Origin of the sequence: Muricauda sp. MAR_2010_75 (genome assembly GCF_000745185.1) — a bacterium.
Taxonomy (GTDB): domain Bacteria; phylum Bacteroidota; class Bacteroidia; order Flavobacteriales; family Flavobacteriaceae; genus Flagellimonas.
The window spans coordinates 4050552-4068629 of the sequence record NZ_JQNJ01000001.1; the positions used below are offsets into that span (position 1 = coordinate 4050552).

14 protein-coding genes are annotated in these 18078 nt (G+C 44.2%); 3 read left to right on the forward strand and 11 right to left on the reverse strand.

All coding sequences use genetic code 11. The features are described from left to right. The 9 genes from FG28_RS18265 to FG28_RS18305 form a co-directional block, all read right to left on the reverse strand. Entirely contained in the window at positions 1-1008 is a 1008-nt protein-coding gene (locus tag FG28_RS18265; RefSeq protein WP_036385412.1) for a glycosyltransferase family 2 protein, read from the reverse strand. A 141-nt stretch (positions 1009-1149) separates the two neighbouring features. Continuing rightward, positions 1150-1962 carry an enoyl-ACP reductase gene (locus FG28_RS18270; RefSeq protein ID WP_036385414.1) on the reverse strand — a complete coding sequence of 271 codons (813 nt, stop codon included), beginning with the start codon at positions 1960-1962 and terminating at the stop codon, positions 1150-1152. A 166-nt stretch (positions 1963-2128) separates the two neighbouring features. Then, the gene (recN, locus tag FG28_RS18275) at positions 2129-3781 is read right to left on the reverse strand and encodes a DNA repair protein RecN (RefSeq protein WP_036385416.1); all 1653 of its coding nucleotides are present in this window, start codon (positions 3779-3781) and stop codon (positions 2129-2131) included. A gap of 46 nt (positions 3782-3827) precedes the next feature. After that, positions 3828-4718 carry a DUF4835 family protein gene (locus FG28_RS18280; protein WP_036385418.1) on the reverse strand — a complete coding sequence of 297 codons (891 nt, stop codon included), beginning with the start codon at positions 4716-4718 and terminating at the stop codon, positions 3828-3830. Further along, positions 4711-5916: a bifunctional phosphopantothenoylcysteine decarboxylase/phosphopantothenate--cysteine ligase CoaBC gene (coaBC, locus tag FG28_RS18285; protein ID WP_036385420.1), complete on the reverse strand. Its 1206-nt coding sequence runs from the start codon at positions 5914-5916 to the stop codon at positions 4711-4713. Before coaBC ends, FG28_RS18280 begins: the two co-directional genes overlap by 8 nt. 3 nt (positions 5917-5919) lie before the next feature. Then, positions 5920-6246: a DNA-directed RNA polymerase subunit omega gene (locus tag FG28_RS18290; protein ID WP_036385422.1), complete on the reverse strand. Its 327-nt coding sequence runs from the start codon at positions 6244-6246 to the stop codon at positions 5920-5922. A gap of 22 nt (positions 6247-6268) precedes the next feature. Next, positions 6269-7111, reverse strand: coding sequence for an outer membrane protein assembly factor BamD (locus FG28_RS18295; protein WP_036385424.1), 843 nt, complete (start codon positions 7109-7111; stop codon positions 6269-6271). Between the two features lie 106 nt (positions 7112-7217). Then, entirely contained in the window at positions 7218-8108 is an 891-nt protein-coding gene (gene dapA / locus FG28_RS18300; protein WP_036385426.1) for a 4-hydroxy-tetrahydrodipicolinate synthase, read from the reverse strand. After that, positions 8108-8653, reverse strand: coding sequence for a DUF6913 domain-containing protein (locus tag FG28_RS18305; protein WP_394297385.1), 546 nt, complete (start codon positions 8651-8653; stop codon positions 8108-8110). Before FG28_RS18305 ends, dapA begins: the two co-directional genes overlap by 1 nt. Between FG28_RS18305 and FG28_RS18310 the strand changes: the two genes are divergently transcribed. Together FG28_RS18310 and FG28_RS18315 are read left to right on the forward strand one after the other, a co-directional pair. Next, a complete protein-coding gene (locus FG28_RS18310) occupies positions 8648-9469 on the forward strand; it encodes a 5'-nucleotidase C-terminal domain-containing protein (protein ID WP_231562654.1) in 822 nt (273 codons plus the stop codon). The two genes, FG28_RS18305 and FG28_RS18310, sit on opposite strands and share 6 nt — an antisense overlap. Before the next feature lie 119 nt (positions 9470-9588). Beyond that, entirely contained in the window at positions 9589-10500 is a 912-nt protein-coding gene (locus FG28_RS18315) for a metallophosphatase (RefSeq protein WP_036385428.1), read from the forward strand. A 625-nt stretch (positions 10501-11125) separates the two neighbouring features. Here the strand turns inward: FG28_RS18315 and FG28_RS20315 are convergent. Both FG28_RS20315 and FG28_RS20320 read right to left on the reverse strand, forming a co-directional pair. Further along, on the reverse strand, positions 11126-13054 hold the full coding sequence (locus tag FG28_RS20315; protein WP_051947476.1) for a BspA family leucine-rich repeat surface protein: 1929 nt from the start codon (positions 13052-13054) through the stop codon (positions 11126-11128). 504 nt (positions 13055-13558) lie between these two features. Further along, positions 13559-15634: a BspA family leucine-rich repeat surface protein gene (locus tag FG28_RS20320; protein WP_051947478.1), complete on the reverse strand. Its 2076-nt coding sequence runs from the start codon at positions 15632-15634 to the stop codon at positions 13559-13561. A gap of 793 nt (positions 15635-16427) precedes the next feature. On the opposite strand from FG28_RS20320, the gene FG28_RS18330 reads away from it, so the two are divergent. Continuing rightward, a complete protein-coding gene (locus tag FG28_RS18330) occupies positions 16428-17975 on the forward strand; it encodes a ComEC/Rec2 family competence protein (protein WP_036385431.1) in 1548 nt (515 codons plus the stop codon). The last annotated feature ends 103 nt before the right edge of the window (positions 17976-18078 follow it).

Here is an 18078-nt window from a genome sequence, read left to right on the forward strand (position 1 = left end):
TTACTTCCGTTTAAAAAACAGTTTTGGAAACAGCTCTTCCGGCTCCTTGTTACTAAAGTTAAGCAAGATTGTAGACTTCAGAAAACCAGTTCCATATCCTGTAAACTGAGTTAGTGCTGCAAAAATTGCCAAGAAGGCCACTTTTACATTTCTATTTTTGAGCAATGCATCCAAAAATAGTATCAAAACGTAAAAGGCATACAACCACAAAGGCAACAGAATACCTGCCAACGCCAATAGTAAGGATACAAAAAGACCTGTCATAAAAAGAGTTGGAAACCAGTATGTGGGACGTGCTGTGCCAGGGTGCCATTTACTCAAAATAGGGCGTACCATTCCAAACTTGTTAACTTGACGGTAGAATTTATTTAGGTCTATTCTTCTTTTATGATAGACAAAGGCTTTGGGGAAGAGTCGAGTGTCAAATCCCGCTTGCCAAATACGGAAGGTCAGATCAGGGTCTTCCCCTGGGTGAATCCTTCCAAAACCACCTACCTTTTCAAAGACATCTTTGGAAATGCCCATATTAAAACTCCGTGGTTGGAATTTTCCAACTGATTTTTCACCACCTCGAATGCCTCCCGTGGTAAAAAAAGAGGTCATCACATAATTTATCGCCTTTTGAACATCCGAAAAAGAGGCATCAGCCGCATCTGGTCCCCCGAAACAATGCACAAATTCCTGTTTCAGTTCTTTGTCAACCTCAATAAGGTATTGTTTGGGCAAAATACAATCGGAATCCAAAATGATGTAATAGTTGCCCTTGGCCTTTTGCATTCCATAGTTTCGGGAATCACCAGGTCCTGAATTTTCTTTGAAGTAATAGGAAATCTGGAGCTTGTCCTTAAATATTTCTACAATGTTTTCCGAACTTTCAGAAGAACCATCCTCTACGATGACTATTTCATAAGGAGCATTAAAATCCTGCCGAACCAAACTTTCCAACAGCTCCCGAATCTCTTCTGGTCTGTTGTACACCGGCACCACTATGGAAAAGGATGTCTTCATGGGAAGTTTTGAATGTCAGTTCGAGTCTTTCGACTGCGCCCAAGATAAATTAAGGTCGAGAACGCTTTAAATTGTTATCAATGCAGCACATCTCGACTGCGCTCGATGTGACAACCAAAAGCCTTATAGCTAATTATACCGCTATTCGGAAAACTCATCGATCACCTCCTGACTTACCCCAGTATTGGAGAATCCACCATCATGAAACAGGTTCTGCATAGTCACTTTCCTGGTAAGATCGGAAAATAAGGTCACGGTATAATCTGCACATTCATCCGCCGTGGCATTACCCAGCGGGGACATTTTTTCGGCATAGTTGATAAATCCACCGAATCCTTTTACGCCTTGACCCGCTGTGGTTGGTGTTGGGGATTGCGAAATGGTGTTTACCCGTACTTTTTTCTCCTTTCCGAAGAAATAGCCAAAACTTCTGGCAACAGACTCCAAGTACGCCTTGTTGTCGGCCATATCATTATAATCCGGGAAAGTTCGTTGTGCTGCCATATAGGTCAGGGCCACAATGCTTCCCCAAGGGTTCATGGCATCGGCTTTATATAGACTCTGCAATACTTTATGGAACGAAAGTGCCGAAACATCCCAACCTTTAGCAGTAAAATCGTAGTTCTCATCAGTATAGTGCCTTCCTTTTCTAACATTGACAGACATGCCAATGGAATGCAATACAAAATCCAATTTTCCACCCAAAATTTCCATGGATTTCTCAACAAGATTCTTAAGTTCTTCCTCATTTGTGGCATCAGCAGGAATAATCTCGGAGTTGGTTTTCTCGGCCAATTCCTTTATTTGACCCATTCGCATGGCAATTGGTGCATTGGTCAACACAAACTCTCCACCTTCTTCGTGCACGCGCTCGGCGGTTTTCCATGCAATGGAATTCTCATCCAAAGCGCCAAAAATGATTCCTTTTTTACCTTTTAAAAGATTGTATGCCATAGTTTTTTTGCTATTGTTGGTTCTACTGCAAAGATATTATTCTATTTTGATTGATTGTTATGGATAACAACATAGATTCTTCGTCATGTAGAACCTGTCTCGGCATTCCATTCTTACTTTCTTCTTTATGGATGAGACCCTGAAATAAATTCAGGGTGACGGGGTATCATTGCAACAACTGCCGGGCATGGGCCAGTGCGGATTCTGATACCGATTTGCCACCCAACATTTCCGCCAATTCTTGGACACGTTCGTCCCCACTCAACTCTTTCATACGGGTACTGGTCCCCTCCTCTCCTTCCTCCTTAAACACTTTAAATTGATGCTGCCCTTTGGAGGCCACTTGGGGCAAATGCGTTATGGAAAACACCTGCATGGTCTGGCTCATCTGCTGCATGATCTCGCCCATACGATTGGAAATCTCTCCGGAAACCCCTGTATCAATTTCATCGAACATCATGGTGGGCAATTGCTCATACGTAGCCAAGATGGATTTTATGGTTAGCATAATTCTTGAAAGTTCCCCACCGGAGGCCACTTTCTTCAATTCACCATAGTCTGAACCTTTGTTGGCCGAGAACAAGAACACCAAATCATCCTTTCCATTGGGCTTAAAGGTTTCTGAAGGATTTACTTCGATCTTAAAGCTGGCCGATGGCATCCCCAAGGCATGCAGATTCTCTTGGAGCATACTTTTTAGTTTGGGAATCACCTTATTTCTGGCATTCCGTATTTTTTTGGCTTGTCCCTCGGCTTGTTCGGCAAGTTGGTCTACTTCGTTTTTCTTTTCTTTGATTTTCGTTTCGATGTTGGCCACAGCCTCTACTTTTTTGGACAACTCTTCTCGAATCCCTATGAGTTCGCCAACCGAAGCCACATGGTGCTTTTTTTGCAAATCGTACAATTGCTGTAATTGACCGTTTACCGTTTCCAATCGCTCTGGATTGGCTTCAACGGAATCCTTCAGTTGCTCCAATTCGGAAGCAATGTCGTCGGTCTCAATCAATACGGATTGAATTCTCTCATTTAGCGACGCATAGGCCGGCCCAAAGTCGGACAAGTTCTGAAAGGCACGTTTTAGATCGCCTAAACGACCCAAAATGCCCAGTTGTTCGTCATTCAGCAATTGGAATCCAGCGGATAGCTGTTCCATAATTTCCTCCACATTGCTCAACTGTTCATACTCAGCTTCCAGTTCTTCTTGCATGCCATCCTTGAGCTTGGCCTCTTCCAATTCCTTCAGCAGAAAGCTGTTATAGTCGTGCTCCTTATCCGCACTGGTCTGAAAATCTTCCAACTCCTGCAATTCTTTTGAAGTTTTTCTATACTCTGCTAAATGTTTCCTGTAATCTCTAAGAGTATCGGCATTATCCACCAAGGCATCCACCACCTTCAACTGAAAGTCGTTTTCGGTAAGGCGCAAGGTCTGATGCTGCGAGTGCACATCCACCAATTGGTCGCCCAAAGCCCTGAGTACATCCAAAGTAACGGGGGTATCATTCACAAAAGCACGTGATTTTCCGCTTGGAAGGATTTCTCTTCTAAGAATGGTTCGGTCCTCATAATCCAAATCATTTTCGGCAAAAAAGGGCTTTAAACCATATTTTGAGACGTCAAACTCGGCTTCAATCACGCATTTCTGCTCAGCATTTTTAAGAGAGGTCAAATCTGCACGTTTTCCCAAGACCAACGAAAGACCACCCAAAAGAATGGACTTTCCCGCACCTGTCTCGCCGGTAATGGTAGTAAAACCATTGGAGAACGTAACGTTTACGTCATCGATTAAAGCATAGTTTTGAATGGAAAGATTTGCCAGCAATGCTAAAGATTTTCTCCGTAAAGATAAATCTCTTTAGAGAACTGCACTAGTAATTTATCTCATTCCAAGTACTGGAATAAAATGGTGCCACCTTGTTTAGGGTCTCCTTGAGTTTTACGATGTCCACTTTTGGGCCATCGGAGAAGATATTTTGGATTTCCTCTGATTTTGCATCAAAGAAGGTTTGAATCAAAAATGCATTGGGTCTTCTACTGATCAAAGTCTCAAACAACCGAAGGCTTCCCGCAATAATCTGCTTTCCAGTACTGTTGTTATCCGCCAAAACATCCAAGCCTTTTCGGTGGTAGTTGTACATGGCAATGCGATATTCACGGAAAGAATTGCTCAACAGGTTGTCCACCAACTCAAAACGGGTACGTTCGCCTGTTTCTTGGCTCCATCCACTAAAGTTGGAACCTTGTGCCTGGGTAACAATGTTCTGCGCCCTTCGGTAATAATCATCGCCACCTTCCAACGAAAACGTATCCGCATCCAAGCCCAAAATTACATACACATAATAGGAAATAACCCCTACCAAATTGGAATCGAAAGAATTGGGGTTGTACACTAGAGGCTGAAACTCTTGATACTGAAAATTGAAAGCATCATCCTTGTAGTTGAACACTGGGCTTTCATACGAAGTATTAAAAACGGGGCGTGAGGATTGTATCTGAATGTTGGCCTCAAACCTGTCCGATTCATATTGGGTAACGGTTATGAACATCCGTGCATTGACCTTTTCATTCTCCCGATACACGCGATTGGTCCATTTGCTGTTGTTCACAAAATCGTTCAAAGAACGCTCCAATGTCCTAAAAATCTGTTGATTGGTCTGTCCTACCTGATCGGAATTTACCGTAACCACACAGTTAAGTTCCTGAGCGGAGACCGTTAGGATACATGCAAATAAAAAAGTGAGCAATAGAGTGTTACGCATGGATTCTGGAGATGATTTCTTCCCAAATATCGGAAGCCACTTCGGGCTTCGTCTTCAATCCAAACGTTTTAATCTCCAAATTCTTATCAATGAAGGTGATTTTGTTGGTACTTCCGCCAAATCCAGCGCCATCATCCTTCAAGGAATTCAAAACAATCCCATCCAGATTTTTACGCTGCAGCTTGCCTTTGGCATTTTCCAATTCGTTTTCGGTCTCCAAAGCGAATCCTACCAAAAACTGATGGGTCTTCTTTTCACCCAAAGAAAGCAGAATATCAGGATTCCGCTCCAATTCAATATTCAGGTCACCGTCTTTCTTTTTAAGCTTTTCTTTGGCCACATGTTTGGGGCGATAATCAGCCACCGCCGCTGCGCATATGGCAACATCGGTATCGGCGTAGTGCTTATGGCATGCCTCAAACATCTCTTGGGCTGAAGTCACCCGAATCAACTCAATGGAACTATGATTGACATCCAAATTTGTTGGGCCGGAGACCAAAACGACCTTTGCACCAAGACTTGCTGCTTTTTTGGCCAGTTCAAAACCCATAGTGCCCGAAGAACGATTCCCTAAAAAACGAACAGGGTCAATAGCCTCATGGGTGGGACCTGCCGTTATAAGCACTTTTTTATCTGTGAGAGGAAGTTTTTTGGCCAAATCCTCCTGAATGAACTGCACGATATTCTCAGGTTCTGCCATGCGTCCCTCACCATGCAATCCACTGGCAAGTTCACCAGATTCAGCAGGAATCATTTTATTTCCGAAAGATTTTAATTTTTCAATAGAAGCTTTGGTGGATGGATGTTTGTACATATCCAAATCCATGGCCGGGGCAAAATAAACCGGGCATTTTGCGGATAGGTACGTTGCCAGCAGTAGGTTATCGCATACTCCATTGGTCATTTTGGAAAGGGTATTGGCCGTTGCTGGGGCAATAATCATCAAATCGGCCCACAGTCCCAGTTCTACATGGTTGTTCCATGAGACACTTCCGTCCTCTTCGTTAACAAAATCCAGCAATACCGGATTTTTGGACAGGGTGGACAAAGTGAGTGGGGAAACAAAAGAGCCGGCACTCTGGGTCATTACAATTTTGACCTGGGCACCAGCTTTTATCAATAGCCTAACCAGAAATGTGGTTTTGTAGGCGGCGATTCCCCCGGAAATTCCCAAAAGAATATTTTTACCGCCAAGCATTTCTTAGGCGTCTTTCTCTGTGTTCCTGTAGTAGATTTTATCTTCCAACCATTCCTGAACCGCCAAAGCATGTGGTTTTGGCAATTTTTCATAAAATTTGGAAACCTCAATCTGCTCTTTGTTTTCAAAGACCTCCTCCAAGCTGTCGCTGTAGGTGGCAAATTCTTCCAACTTTTCCAACAATTCCTTTTTAATCTCAGAATTGATTTGGATACCACGCTTGGCCACTATGGAAATGGCTTCGTAGATGTTTCCGGTTTTTTCATCGAACTCGTTTCGATTAAAGGTAGTTGTGGAAACCGGGGCCTTGGTATTTTTCAAATCTTGCATGTGCAGTTGTTTTAAAAAACTTTTATTTAGTAGTACTGGTATCTGAAACGGTGTATGCACTCAATTCCTTTTGGATTTTATCGGATAAATCATCCGCATCTTTTTTAAACTGTGACTCTGGAAAGTAACGCACTAAGGTGTTATACGAATCAAGAGCTTCTTGTAGACGTTCCTGCTTTCTGTTCTCTGTACTGTTCAAGGCCAAATTGGTGGTGGCTTCAATGCGATAATACAAAGCTTCCTCCCTGTAAACGGAGCCTGGGTTGTCTGATATAAAATTATCCAAAGCGGTAATTGCAGAAATTAAGATAGGGTAATTGAATTTTCCCAACTTATTGAACTGTTTGGCAATTTCCAATTGCTTCTTTTCTTTTTTGGTGGTCAATTCCTTGGCCATGGTATTCGCCTCCTCAAAATATTCCGATTCTGGATAGGTATTGATGAATGTCTGCAGTTTGGCCAATGCTTTGTCCGTATCCGTTTGATCCAACGAATAGCGCGGCGAAAGCTGGTAATAACTCTTTGCCCCAAAAAAACTGGCTTCCTGAATCTTATCGCTCCTTGGGTAGGATTTGATGAACCGTTCAAATTGATATCCGGCCAAATAATAATCGCCTGTTTTAAAATAACAATCGGCAAAAAAGAACATGACCCGTTCTCCTTGAGGTTTTCCTACATATTTGGGAGCAATTTGCTCATACAATCGCTTTGCCCTTTTGTAGTCGCCTTCATCATAGAATTTCTCGGCCATGTCATATTTAGGCTTAATGTCCTCGTTCTTGAGTACTTTTTGGTACTCACTGCAGGACACAAGTAATACAAACACAGCAATTAAAGGGAGTATTGACCTCATTTTCAAAAACATTTTGCAAAATTAGTGATAATGAACGGATTTAAAAAAACATTTTACCATTCAAAAATAACGGGTGCAAAACCAACCGCCCAAGGTTTTGGGCAAGTTTTAACGAAATCTAGGCGTGCGCAGTGTTCAGCGTCCTCAAAAAACCGGTAATTCTGTTTTTCAGCGAAGGAGTCGCTTCAACCAAGGGCAAGCGAACCACTGCCTTGGAAAGTCCCAAGCTTTCAAAAACACTTTTGATTCCTGCCGGATTTCCTTCCTCAAAAATCAATTGCATCAAGGGCAACAGCTTATGATGAATTTTATATGCTTCGTCCGCACTTTCCTGAAGTCCCAGAGTCATCATTTTTGAAAATTGGGAGGGCAAACCCTGTCCCAAAACGGAGATCACACCTGCCCCACCGGCCAATACTGTGGGCAGTGCGGTAAGGTCATCCCCAGAAATTACCATAAAATGTTCTGGCTTTTCTTTGATGATCTTGTCAATCTGCACCATGTCCCCGCAAGCTTCCTTAATGGCCAAGATATTAGGGACTTCGTGTGCTAACCGAAGTGTAGTTTCGGCCAGCATGTTGCTGCCAGTCCTAGAAGGCACATTGTACAAAATAATGGGCTTGGGTGAAGCTTTGGCGATAGCCTTAAAATGCTGATAAATGCCCTCTTGGGTCGGTTTATTGTAATAGGGAGAAACGGACAAAACGGCATCAAATTCTGATAAATCCAAGGTTTGCAGCTCCTCTATAACTGCCATGGTACTATTGCCGCCCACACCCAAGACCAAGGGCAATCGTCCGGCATTGGTTTGGATCACCGTATCCATCACCAATTGCTTTTCCGCCTTGTTGAGGGTGGCCGATTCTGCCGTGGTACCCAATACCACCAAATAATCCACACCACCTTGTATGTTGTGTTCCACAATCTGCACCAGCGCATCTACATCCACAGAAAAATCTGCTTTGAAAGGGGTAATCAATGCAACCCCTGTGCCTACCAATTTCTCCATCACAATTCGTTTAAAACCTTTAAATACTTTTTCAACTCACTCTTAAAGAGTGTGAAATCCTTCATATTGGTATTTAAGATCAAATCGTTCACCTTGGGGTCCTGCGAACCCAAACCGACTTTTAATCGGGCTGGGGTCTTTACGGACAACAACTTCATCATCAAATTGTCCTCCTCATAATAATTGATCAACATATCGTATTCCCTTCCCAAAAACTCGAGCACATAACCGTTCTCAATCTGTCCCTTCCACCCCAAATCCTTATCCGAAAAAATCTGGATGGCATAGGGCGAGTTTTTGTCATATTCCCTCTTGTACCCAATAATTTTTATGGCATTGGGCCTCAGGGAAAACTCGTCAATCAATTCATAAAAGGCCTCCGCATTCTGAAAATTATCCACATCAACAATACAGCCAACACTGGTAATTCCCTTTTCCCGGGCTATGGGCAAAGAAGGTTTTTCCATTTCCCCCTTTAAATATTTAAGCCCTGATTTAACCTTAAATTTATCTTGGAGCCCCTTTATAAACATATTTTTATGCATTTTTACAAAGGTAAATATTCTACCAAGATACTTAACAAAGATACGCACGTGATTGGTTTAAAATTCAAACAATTTGTTGTATTTACAACGCTTTGTTTTTTATTTTCCTGCAAACAGGAAACCGGAACACTCTCTAAAATTGATGGTGTGCAAATCTCCATAGACGCCTCTTTGGAAGAAGTGGATTCCATTTCCAGCTTTGTGGAACCGTACCGTAATCGGATAAATGAGGTGTTGGACAGCACTTTGGCCTATGCGCCAAAACCGTTTTTGTTGGATGATGGTGCCCGCAATACTTCTATGGGGAACCTTATGGCCGATATGGTATTGAGCGAAGCGGCTCCCATCTTTAAATCCCGTACCGGGAACGATTTGGACTTTGTGGTACTGAATTATGGAGGGGTGCGCTCCATTATTTCCGCAGGAAATGTCACCGCTCGAAACGCTTATGAGGTGATGCCATTTGAAAATTACATCTCCATTGTTGAAATGAGCGGGTCCGCCGTTCGGGAGCTCATCGCTTTTTTAATTTCGGCCCGAAGGGTACACCCCATAGCCGGAATGCAAATTGTGTTGGACAAGAATGGTTCCCTGGAATCTGTTGACATCCAAGGGGAGCCGTTTGATGAGAACCGCACCTATTTTGTGGGTACTTCGGATTATCTGGTGCAGGGCGGCCCTAGCATTGGTTTTTTTAAGGACACGATTTCCACAACACATATTGATTATCTATTGCGGAACGCCATTATCGATTATTTTAAAAAGGTGGATACGCTTAAAGCTGCGGTTGACGACCGCTTTATTCAATTGAATTAGATGAAACGAACATATATTTTCATCATTCCAAATTCAAAAAATAGAACGATTAAAATTTATGTGAGTTACTGAATGTATTCAAATTTTTTGAAGATTCAGAATCAAAAAATTTCAAACAGATGAAAAGAAGGGATTTTATAACGAATACGGCAGCAGCCTCAACCTTGGTCGGCTTGGGCGGACTCAGCCTCACCTCCTGCTCGGGTTTGGGGACCAAAAAGTTGACCATCTTGCACACCAACGATGTGCACAGCCATATAGACCCGTTTCCAGCCTCACACTCCCAATACCCTAATTTGGGTGGGATTGCCCGAAGAGCTTCCTTGGTGGAACAAATCCGAAATGAGAACCCTAACACCTTGCTTTTTGATGCTGGGGATATCTTTCAGGGTACGCCCTACTTCAATTTTTATGGCGGGGAACTGGAGTTTAAGCTGATGAGTAAACTCAATTATGATGCCAGCACCATTGGTAACCACGATTTTGATAATGGCATTGATGGTCTATTGGCGCAAATGCCCCATGCCACCTTTGAAATGATTTCCGCCAACTACGATTTTTCCAACACCGTAATGGATGGCTATGTGAAACCGTTTAAAACTTATCTGGTGGATGGTATTAAAATTGGCGTCTATGGCCTTGGAATTGCCCTGGATGGTCTCGTGACTAAACGACTGTACAAGGAAACCCAATATTTAGACCCTTTTGAGATTGCTTTGGATATGGAACGCCAATTGAAGGAAGAGGAACAGTGCGACCTTATTGTCTGTCTTTCGCATTTGGGGTACGATTATGAAAATCCGCAACGGCCATCCGATACGCAATTGGCGCAACTCACCTACCATACCAACTTGATCATTGGAGGACATACCCATACGTTTTTGGAAAAACCGGATGTGCGCATCAACAAAAATGGGGACTCCGTTTTGGTGAACCAAGTGGGCTGCTACGGCCTTAATTTAGGTCGAATCGACTTTTATTTTGATGCTGACAAGAACGCATCGGCCAATGGGGTGAGTATTTCGGTTTAATTCCTGCGGAAAGTTCAAAAATCAAATTCAAGAAACAAGCTCAAAATTGTTATTGACTTATTGAACTTGCTCTTGATCCTTGGTTATTGGGAGAAGGGAGAAGGGTAAAGGGTGAAGGGTTTGCTCTTGAACTTGACACTTGAACTTGCACTTGATCCTTGAACACTGCCAACTGCTTATTGCTCACTGACACGAATCACACGAATGAACACGAAGCTCCTTGCGTCTTTTCTCTTTGCTCTTTTTTCTTGAGTCTTGGTTTTTGGTTATTTGTATTGGGTTAAGGGTAAAGGGTGAAGGGTTTGCTCTTGGCTCTTGAAATTGCTCTTGATCCTTGAACACTGCCCACTGCTGACTGCTTACTGTTGTTCGGTTATTGGGTTATTCGTTATTCGTTACTGAGTTACTTGATTCTTGAGCTTGCACTTGATACTTGAACACTGCCTACTGCTGACTGCTCACTGACACGAATCACACGAATAAACACGAAGCTTTTTGCGTCTTTTGTCTTGATTCTTGAACTTGCTCCTGTCTCTTTAAACAAAAAAAACACCGAGAGGGCCAAAAAGACGCCTCCCGGTGCATGACATGGGTCTGTGTTTAAGTTTAATATTTTAAACGACCCTTACGGGTTACAATTTTGGCCATCATCATTAATGGTCCATCCTTTATTAAATTCTAAGTTATTTTTAGCGGCCGCTGCCTGGTTGGAGCAATAGTTAACTCCTGATGCGCCCAAAAGAATATTATCAGGCGTATTGGGGTTATTGCTCCAGCCGATCAAAGTGGCATCATAATTGGCAGGGGAAAGACCTGATTCAAAGAACATACCATCTAAGTTTGTGTTTGTAACACTACTGATATCCCATGTGCCAAGAGCCCTGTTAAAATTGGACTCTTGAAACATACTAATCATGTTTTCGACATTGCTTACATCCCAATTCCCTATGGGAGCGTTAAATGATTCTGTGAAATAAAACATCCCTTCCATATTGGTGACATTGCTTAGATTTTCACCCCATGTACTTAAATCTGCATTAAAGCTTGGGCAAGCGGCGAACATATATGACATATCTGTCGCACTGCTCGTATTCCAGCCACTTAGGCCCGTACCTTCAAAAAGGTCAGCATTAAAGAACATATTTGACATATTGGTCACTGTACTTACATCCCAACCCGTAAGGTCACCATTGAATGTGTTAGCACTATAAAACATATATGACATATTGGTCACTTGGGAAAGATCGGGTATGTCCGTGGCATTGTACACCATATTATCACAGCCATAAAAAGCATGGTTCATACTTTTCCATACAGTGGCTCCCCATTGGTCAATAGTTGCCAGTTTATCGGGCGTACTGCCCATTACAGACATATTAATGGTAGGAAACACGCCTTTTATAGCCACGGTATAGGTACCCGCAGTTTCATAGGTATTCGATAATAGGAAGCTTTGCAGATTGGCATCGCTCCAATTTTCAATGGTTCCGTCGCCCCAGTCAATCTGGAAATCATAGCTGCCCGCAAATGGATCAAGACCAAAGGCGACATCTTCCATATCGGCCCCGGTGGTCCATGTGGTCACAAAAGATTCAGGGTCTTCGGCCAGGGTCTCTATTACATCCGTCACGGTAATGGTGATCTCTGCGGTAACGGGTTCGGTGGTGCCGTCGGTCACCTCCACGGTAATGGTATGTTCGGTGAGGGTCTCAAAGTCCAGCGTCTTACCGGCCAACAGGCTCAACACACCGTTTTCGTCAATTTCAAACAGGCCACTGTCATCTACTATAATGTCAAATTTCAGTGTAGCACCTTCAGGGTCTGTGGCCACTACGGTACCGATCTCGTCCGCATCGGTAATATCCTCTGCGGCATCAAAGCCTTGGTCGCCCATTATGGGTGCTTCGTCCACATCGGTCACGCTTATGGTGATGTCCTTGCTGTCCGTACCGCCGTTGCCATCGGAAACACCAATGGTCACGGTATACTCGGGATCAGTCTCAAAGTCCAAGGTCTTGCCCTCGGCCAGGCTTATCTTCCCAGTGGCGGTGTCAAAGTCAAAAATACCGGATGCATCGGTCATGGAAAAGGTAAGGGGATCCTGATCGATATCGGTGGCAGCCACTGTGCCCACTTCCGCACCGCCTTGCAGGTCCTCAGCAGTCGAAAGGCTTGTTGTTGAAATGGTAGGGGCATTGTTGCCCGCCTGTGGCTGGGTCACGGTGAAATTATCCGTGGAAGAAACCATTTTTCCCCCTACGGTAACGCTTACCTTGCCCGTAGTGGCGCCTTGGGGCACTGAAGTGGTGATCTTGGTGGCCGTAGCTGCGGATACAGTAGCGGTGACGGTACCGATCTTTACGGTGTTCTTGGAGGCTGTGGTGCTAAAATTGGTCCCGGTGATCACAAAAACTTGCCCCACAGGCCCATAATTGGGCGAAAAACCACTAATGGTGGGTGCCGGTGTCACAGGGGTCGAATCATCGCCCTTGCTACATGAAATTACAAGGCCCAAAGCTAAAAGGGCCAGAACTAACAATTTTTTTTGTTTCATCTTTATATGAATTATAGGTTAAATCCACAATTTCCCAAAACCCGTCCGGACTTTTGAAGATGATCTGACGGATGCTGTTTTTGGGTTGATGGGTGGGGGTTATTGAGCTGTTTGGTTGATGGTTGATGGTTGATGGTTGTTGGATTACTTGAACTTGATACTTGAACTTGCTCTTGGTTCTTGTCATTCTGAGCTGTTACCCTGAGCGGAGTCGAAGGGCGAGTGAAGAATCTCACTTGAACTTGATTCTTGAGCTTGCTCTTGATCCTTGAACACTGCCCACTGACACGAATCACACAAATAAACACGAAGCTTCTTGAGTCTTTTTTCTTTGCTCTTTTTTCTTTGCTCTTGATTCTTGAACTTGCTCCTGTCTCTAGTCTCTAGTCTCTCATCTCACATCTAAACAAAAAAACACCGAGAGGGCCAAAAAGACGCCTCCCGGTGCAGTACATGGGTGTAGGTATAGCTTAAATATATATAACAATATAGCCAAAACCCTAATCAATTGCAATTGACATCAATACCGCCATCAGATATGTTCCAACCTCTATCATTGGTCAAAAAGGTAAGTGCCAAACCTGTGGATATATTATCACAATATTGAACCCCAAGAGCGTCTAAAGAGATACCTTGTGGGGCACTGGGGTTGGCCCAACCGATCAAGGTGTTGCTATAGTTCTGACTGGAAAGCCCTGAACCGGTGAGCATAGTTGCCATATTGGTAACACTACTAATGTTCCACCCGCCAAGGTCTCTATTAAAGTTAGAAGCGTCGAAGAACATCTCTTGCATGTCTGTAACATTGCTTACATCCCAATCCCCTATGGGAGCGTTAAATGAAACTGCAGAAGTCAACATGCCTGACATAGAGGTGACATTGCTTACATCCCAACCACTAATGTCCCCATAGAAGTTAGTGGCAGAATAAAACATACCGCTCATCCTAGTGACACTTCCCGTGTTCCAGCTGCTAAGGCCCGTACCTTCAAAAGAGTCAGCAAATTTGAACATGTCCCCCATATCGGTGACATTGCTCACATCCCAGCCACTAAGGTCCCCATTGAAGACTACAGCTGCCCTGAACATATATGACATATCTGCCACAGTGCTCACATCCCAATTGCTTATGTCCCCGTTGAAAGCAGTAGCGATATAAAACATCCTTGACATATCTGTCACGGTGCTTACATCCCAACCGCTAAGATCACCATTGAAGGCATCAGTTTCTGCAAACATACCCGAAAGATTGGTCACACTGGATAAATCGGGTATGTCCGTGGCATTGTACACCACATTGCTACATCCTCTAAAGGCATCCTCCATGGTGGCCCATTGGTAGGTGCCCCACTGCTCAATAGTTGCCAGTTTATCGGGCGTACTTCCCATTACGGACATATTTATGGCGGGAAATGCTCCTTTTATAGCAACGGTATAGGTGTCCGCGGTGTCATAGGTATGCGTGAGTACCGAGCTTTGCAAGTTGGCATTGCTCCAATTTTCAATGGCTCCGTCTCCCCAATCAATCTGGAAATCATAGCTGCCGGCAAATGGATCAAGACCAAAGGCAACATCCTCCATATCGGCCCCGGTGGTCCATGTGGTCACAAAAGACTCAGGGTCTTCGGCCAGGGACTCCAAAACGTTGATCACGGTAATGGTAATCTCTGCGGTAACGGGGTCGGTGGTGCCATCGGTCACCTCCACGGTAAGGGTATGTTCGGTGAGGGTCTCAAAGTCCAGCGTCTTGCCGGCCAACAGGCTCAACACACCGTTTTCGTCAATCTCAAACAGGCCGCTGTCGTCCGTCTTTATGCTATACGCCAAGGTGGCACCTTCAGGGTCTGTGGCCACAACGGTACCGATCTCGTCCGCATCGGTAATGTCCTCTGCGGCATCAAAGCCTTGGTCGCCCATTATGGGTGCTTCGTCCACATCGGTCACGTTAATGGTAATGGCCTTGCTGTCCGTACCGCCATTGCCATCGGAAACACCAACGGTCACGGTATACTCGGGATCAGTCTCAAAGTCCAAGGTCTTGCCCTCGGCCAGGCTTATCTTCCCTGTGGCTGTGTCAAAGTCAAAAATACCGGCTTCATCGGTCATGGAGAAGGTAAGGGCATCGCCATCGGCATCGGAGGCAGCCACTGTGCCCACTTCCGCACCGCCCTGTAGGTCCTCAGCAGCCGAAAGGCTCGTTGTTGAAATGCTGGGAGGATTGTTGCCCGCCTGTGGCTGGGTCACGGTGAAATTATCCGTGGAAGTGGCAATGTTTCCTCCTACGGTAACGGTTACTTTGGCCGTAGTGGCACCCTGGGGCACCTTAGTGGTGATCTTGGTGGCCGTGGCCGCGGATACCGTTGCGGTGGTGGTACCGAACTTTACGGTGTTCTTGGAGGCCGTGGTGCTAAAATTGGTCCCGGTGATCACAACTTGAGTACCCACAGGCCCGGTTTTGGGCGTGAAACCACTTATGGTGGGTGCTTTTGCCACAGGGGTCGATGGACCATCGTCCTTACTACATGAAATTACAAGGCCCAATGCAAAAAGGGCCAGAACTAACAATTTTTTTTGTTTCATCTTGAAATGATTATAGGTTAAAGCCACAATTTCCCAAAACCCGCTCGGACTTTTGAAGATGATCTGACGGATGCCGTTTTTGGGTTGATGGGTGGGGGTTATCGGGGTATTTGTTGATGGTTGATGGTTGATGGTTGATGGGTGGTGGATTACTTGAACTTGATACTTGAGATTGAACTTGATTCTTGGTTACTGCCCACTGCTTACTGTTGTTCGGTTATTGGGTGAAGGGTAAAGGGTGAAAGGTTTGTTGATTTAGGGATTTATTCATTGTTCATTGTCATTCTGAACTGTTACCCTGAGCGGAGTCGAAGGGCGAGTGAAGAATCCCACTTGACACTTGAACTTGAACTTGCTCTTGATTCTTGGGTACTGCCCACTGCCTACTGACAAAAATTGCACGAATGCCACGAAGCTAACCGGAGCTTGAACTTGACACTTGAACTTGAACTTGAACTTGATTCTTGAACACTGCCTACTGCCTACTGACAAAAATTGCACGAATGCCACGAAGCTAACCGGAGCTTGAACTTGATTCTTGAACACTGCCTACTGCTGACTGTCAACTGACACGAATCACGCAAATGAACACGAAGCTTCTTGCGTCATTTCTCTTTGTTCTGTTGTCTTTTGTCTTTCCCATTAACATAAACTTTATTTCACCTTACTTTAAAAATGAACTGTGAGAAATTACTTATATTTGATTTGTTCCCTCCAAGTCAATCCCCCGACGCACATATGTATTGTATAACCGTCTTTTGATTAAAATTCAGAGACCTTTAAAGCCATCGCCATGAGCCATAAATATGTTGATCTGGGACCTGAGGGAGAATTGGTTTACCTGTATACCTATGACACGAACGACCAAGAACTTAAAAAAGCCAAACAGGTGCTTTGGGGCGATTGGCTCCGGGTTGATGACAACCACGATTACTCCAACGTTGGCCCGGGATGGACCGCCATCATCTGGGCGCCTAACACCACGAGAGACATTTATTACATAAAAACAGAGTTTACCACCAATACAAGACCCTTGGAAATCATTTTTTTGGATGTAGGCCAAGGAGATGGTGCGGTGCTCATCACCCCGGAAGATGATGAAAACGAAAAAATTATAGTCATTGATGCTGGGGAAGGTGGCAACATGGCCGCTTTTCTCAACGGACGATTCAAAGCATACCGCGGTTTTGATTTTGAAGCGGCCGTGATCACGCATCCTGATAAGGACCATTATTTGGGCTTTAAAGATATTTTTGCAGACCATGATATTGGCTTCAACACGGTTTACCACAGCGGCTTGGTAGAGCGACCTGTAAACGGCACCTTTGAAAAGCTGGGCGGCACCACCCAAGACCCTCAGACCGGAGACCATTACCTGGAGAATCTGGCCATCGACAAAAATGATATTGAGCAGCATTTCAGTGACGCTTCCATCTTTGGTAGAAAGCAGTTCCCACCCATTATGCACAATGCCCTCAACAATCCAAAAGTCAAGGATTTTAAAATGCTTTCCATTGATCCCAATCACAGCATTCACCATAATGGAAGGGCCTATATGCCCAATTTTGAGCCAGTAGCTGAACGCGAATACCATATTGAGGTGCTCGCACCCGTAGTGGAATACAATGCCAACAACAAACCAAGGCTAAAGCGCATCAGCAGCAACTATGGGAAGACCAAGAATGGGCATTCGGTAATTTTACGGTTGCACTATGGCAAATACAAGGTGCTTTTTGGTGGTGATTTGAATGTTCCTGCGGAAAAATATCTGCTTCAACATTATGCGGATTTGGACTCCTTTCCAAAAAAAGGCAATCCCAACTATGCCAAAATGTTGAAGGAGGCCTCACTTTGGTTCAATTCGGAGATCATGAAGGTGTGCCATCATGGTTCGGAAAAAGTCACCGATGAGTTTATGATGGTGGTAAACCCCGCCTGCTTTGTAATTTCTTCCGGGGATGAGGAGGGCCATGTGCACCCCAGACCTGATCTTTTGGGAAGACTGGGGAAGTTTGGACGAGGAAAATCGCCCGTGATTCTCTCTACCGAACTGCAACGGTCCACAAGAGAATTTGAAGACAAGGAACATGTAGAAGAGCTACAAAAAAAAGTGGACGAATTGGCTTCAACCCAAAATCCATCACAAGCAATGATCAATGCCATAAAAGACAAAATTGCACATCTTGGCCGAACCAATGTGGATGTATATGGCGCCATCTATCTTAAAACCGATGGGGAGCGCTTGATCACGGCCTTTAAGTTTGAAGAACAGTCAGACAAAAAGAAATGGTTCTATTACGAGTACGCCATTGATGATGATGGTGAACTCCATTTGTCCTAAGTTCATGCGCTTAACGCCGTGCAGCTCATCGATTTTTGTTAAAATATGTTAACTGATATTTTTGTAATTGCTATTTTTTTAACATTTTTATGAGATACTAGAC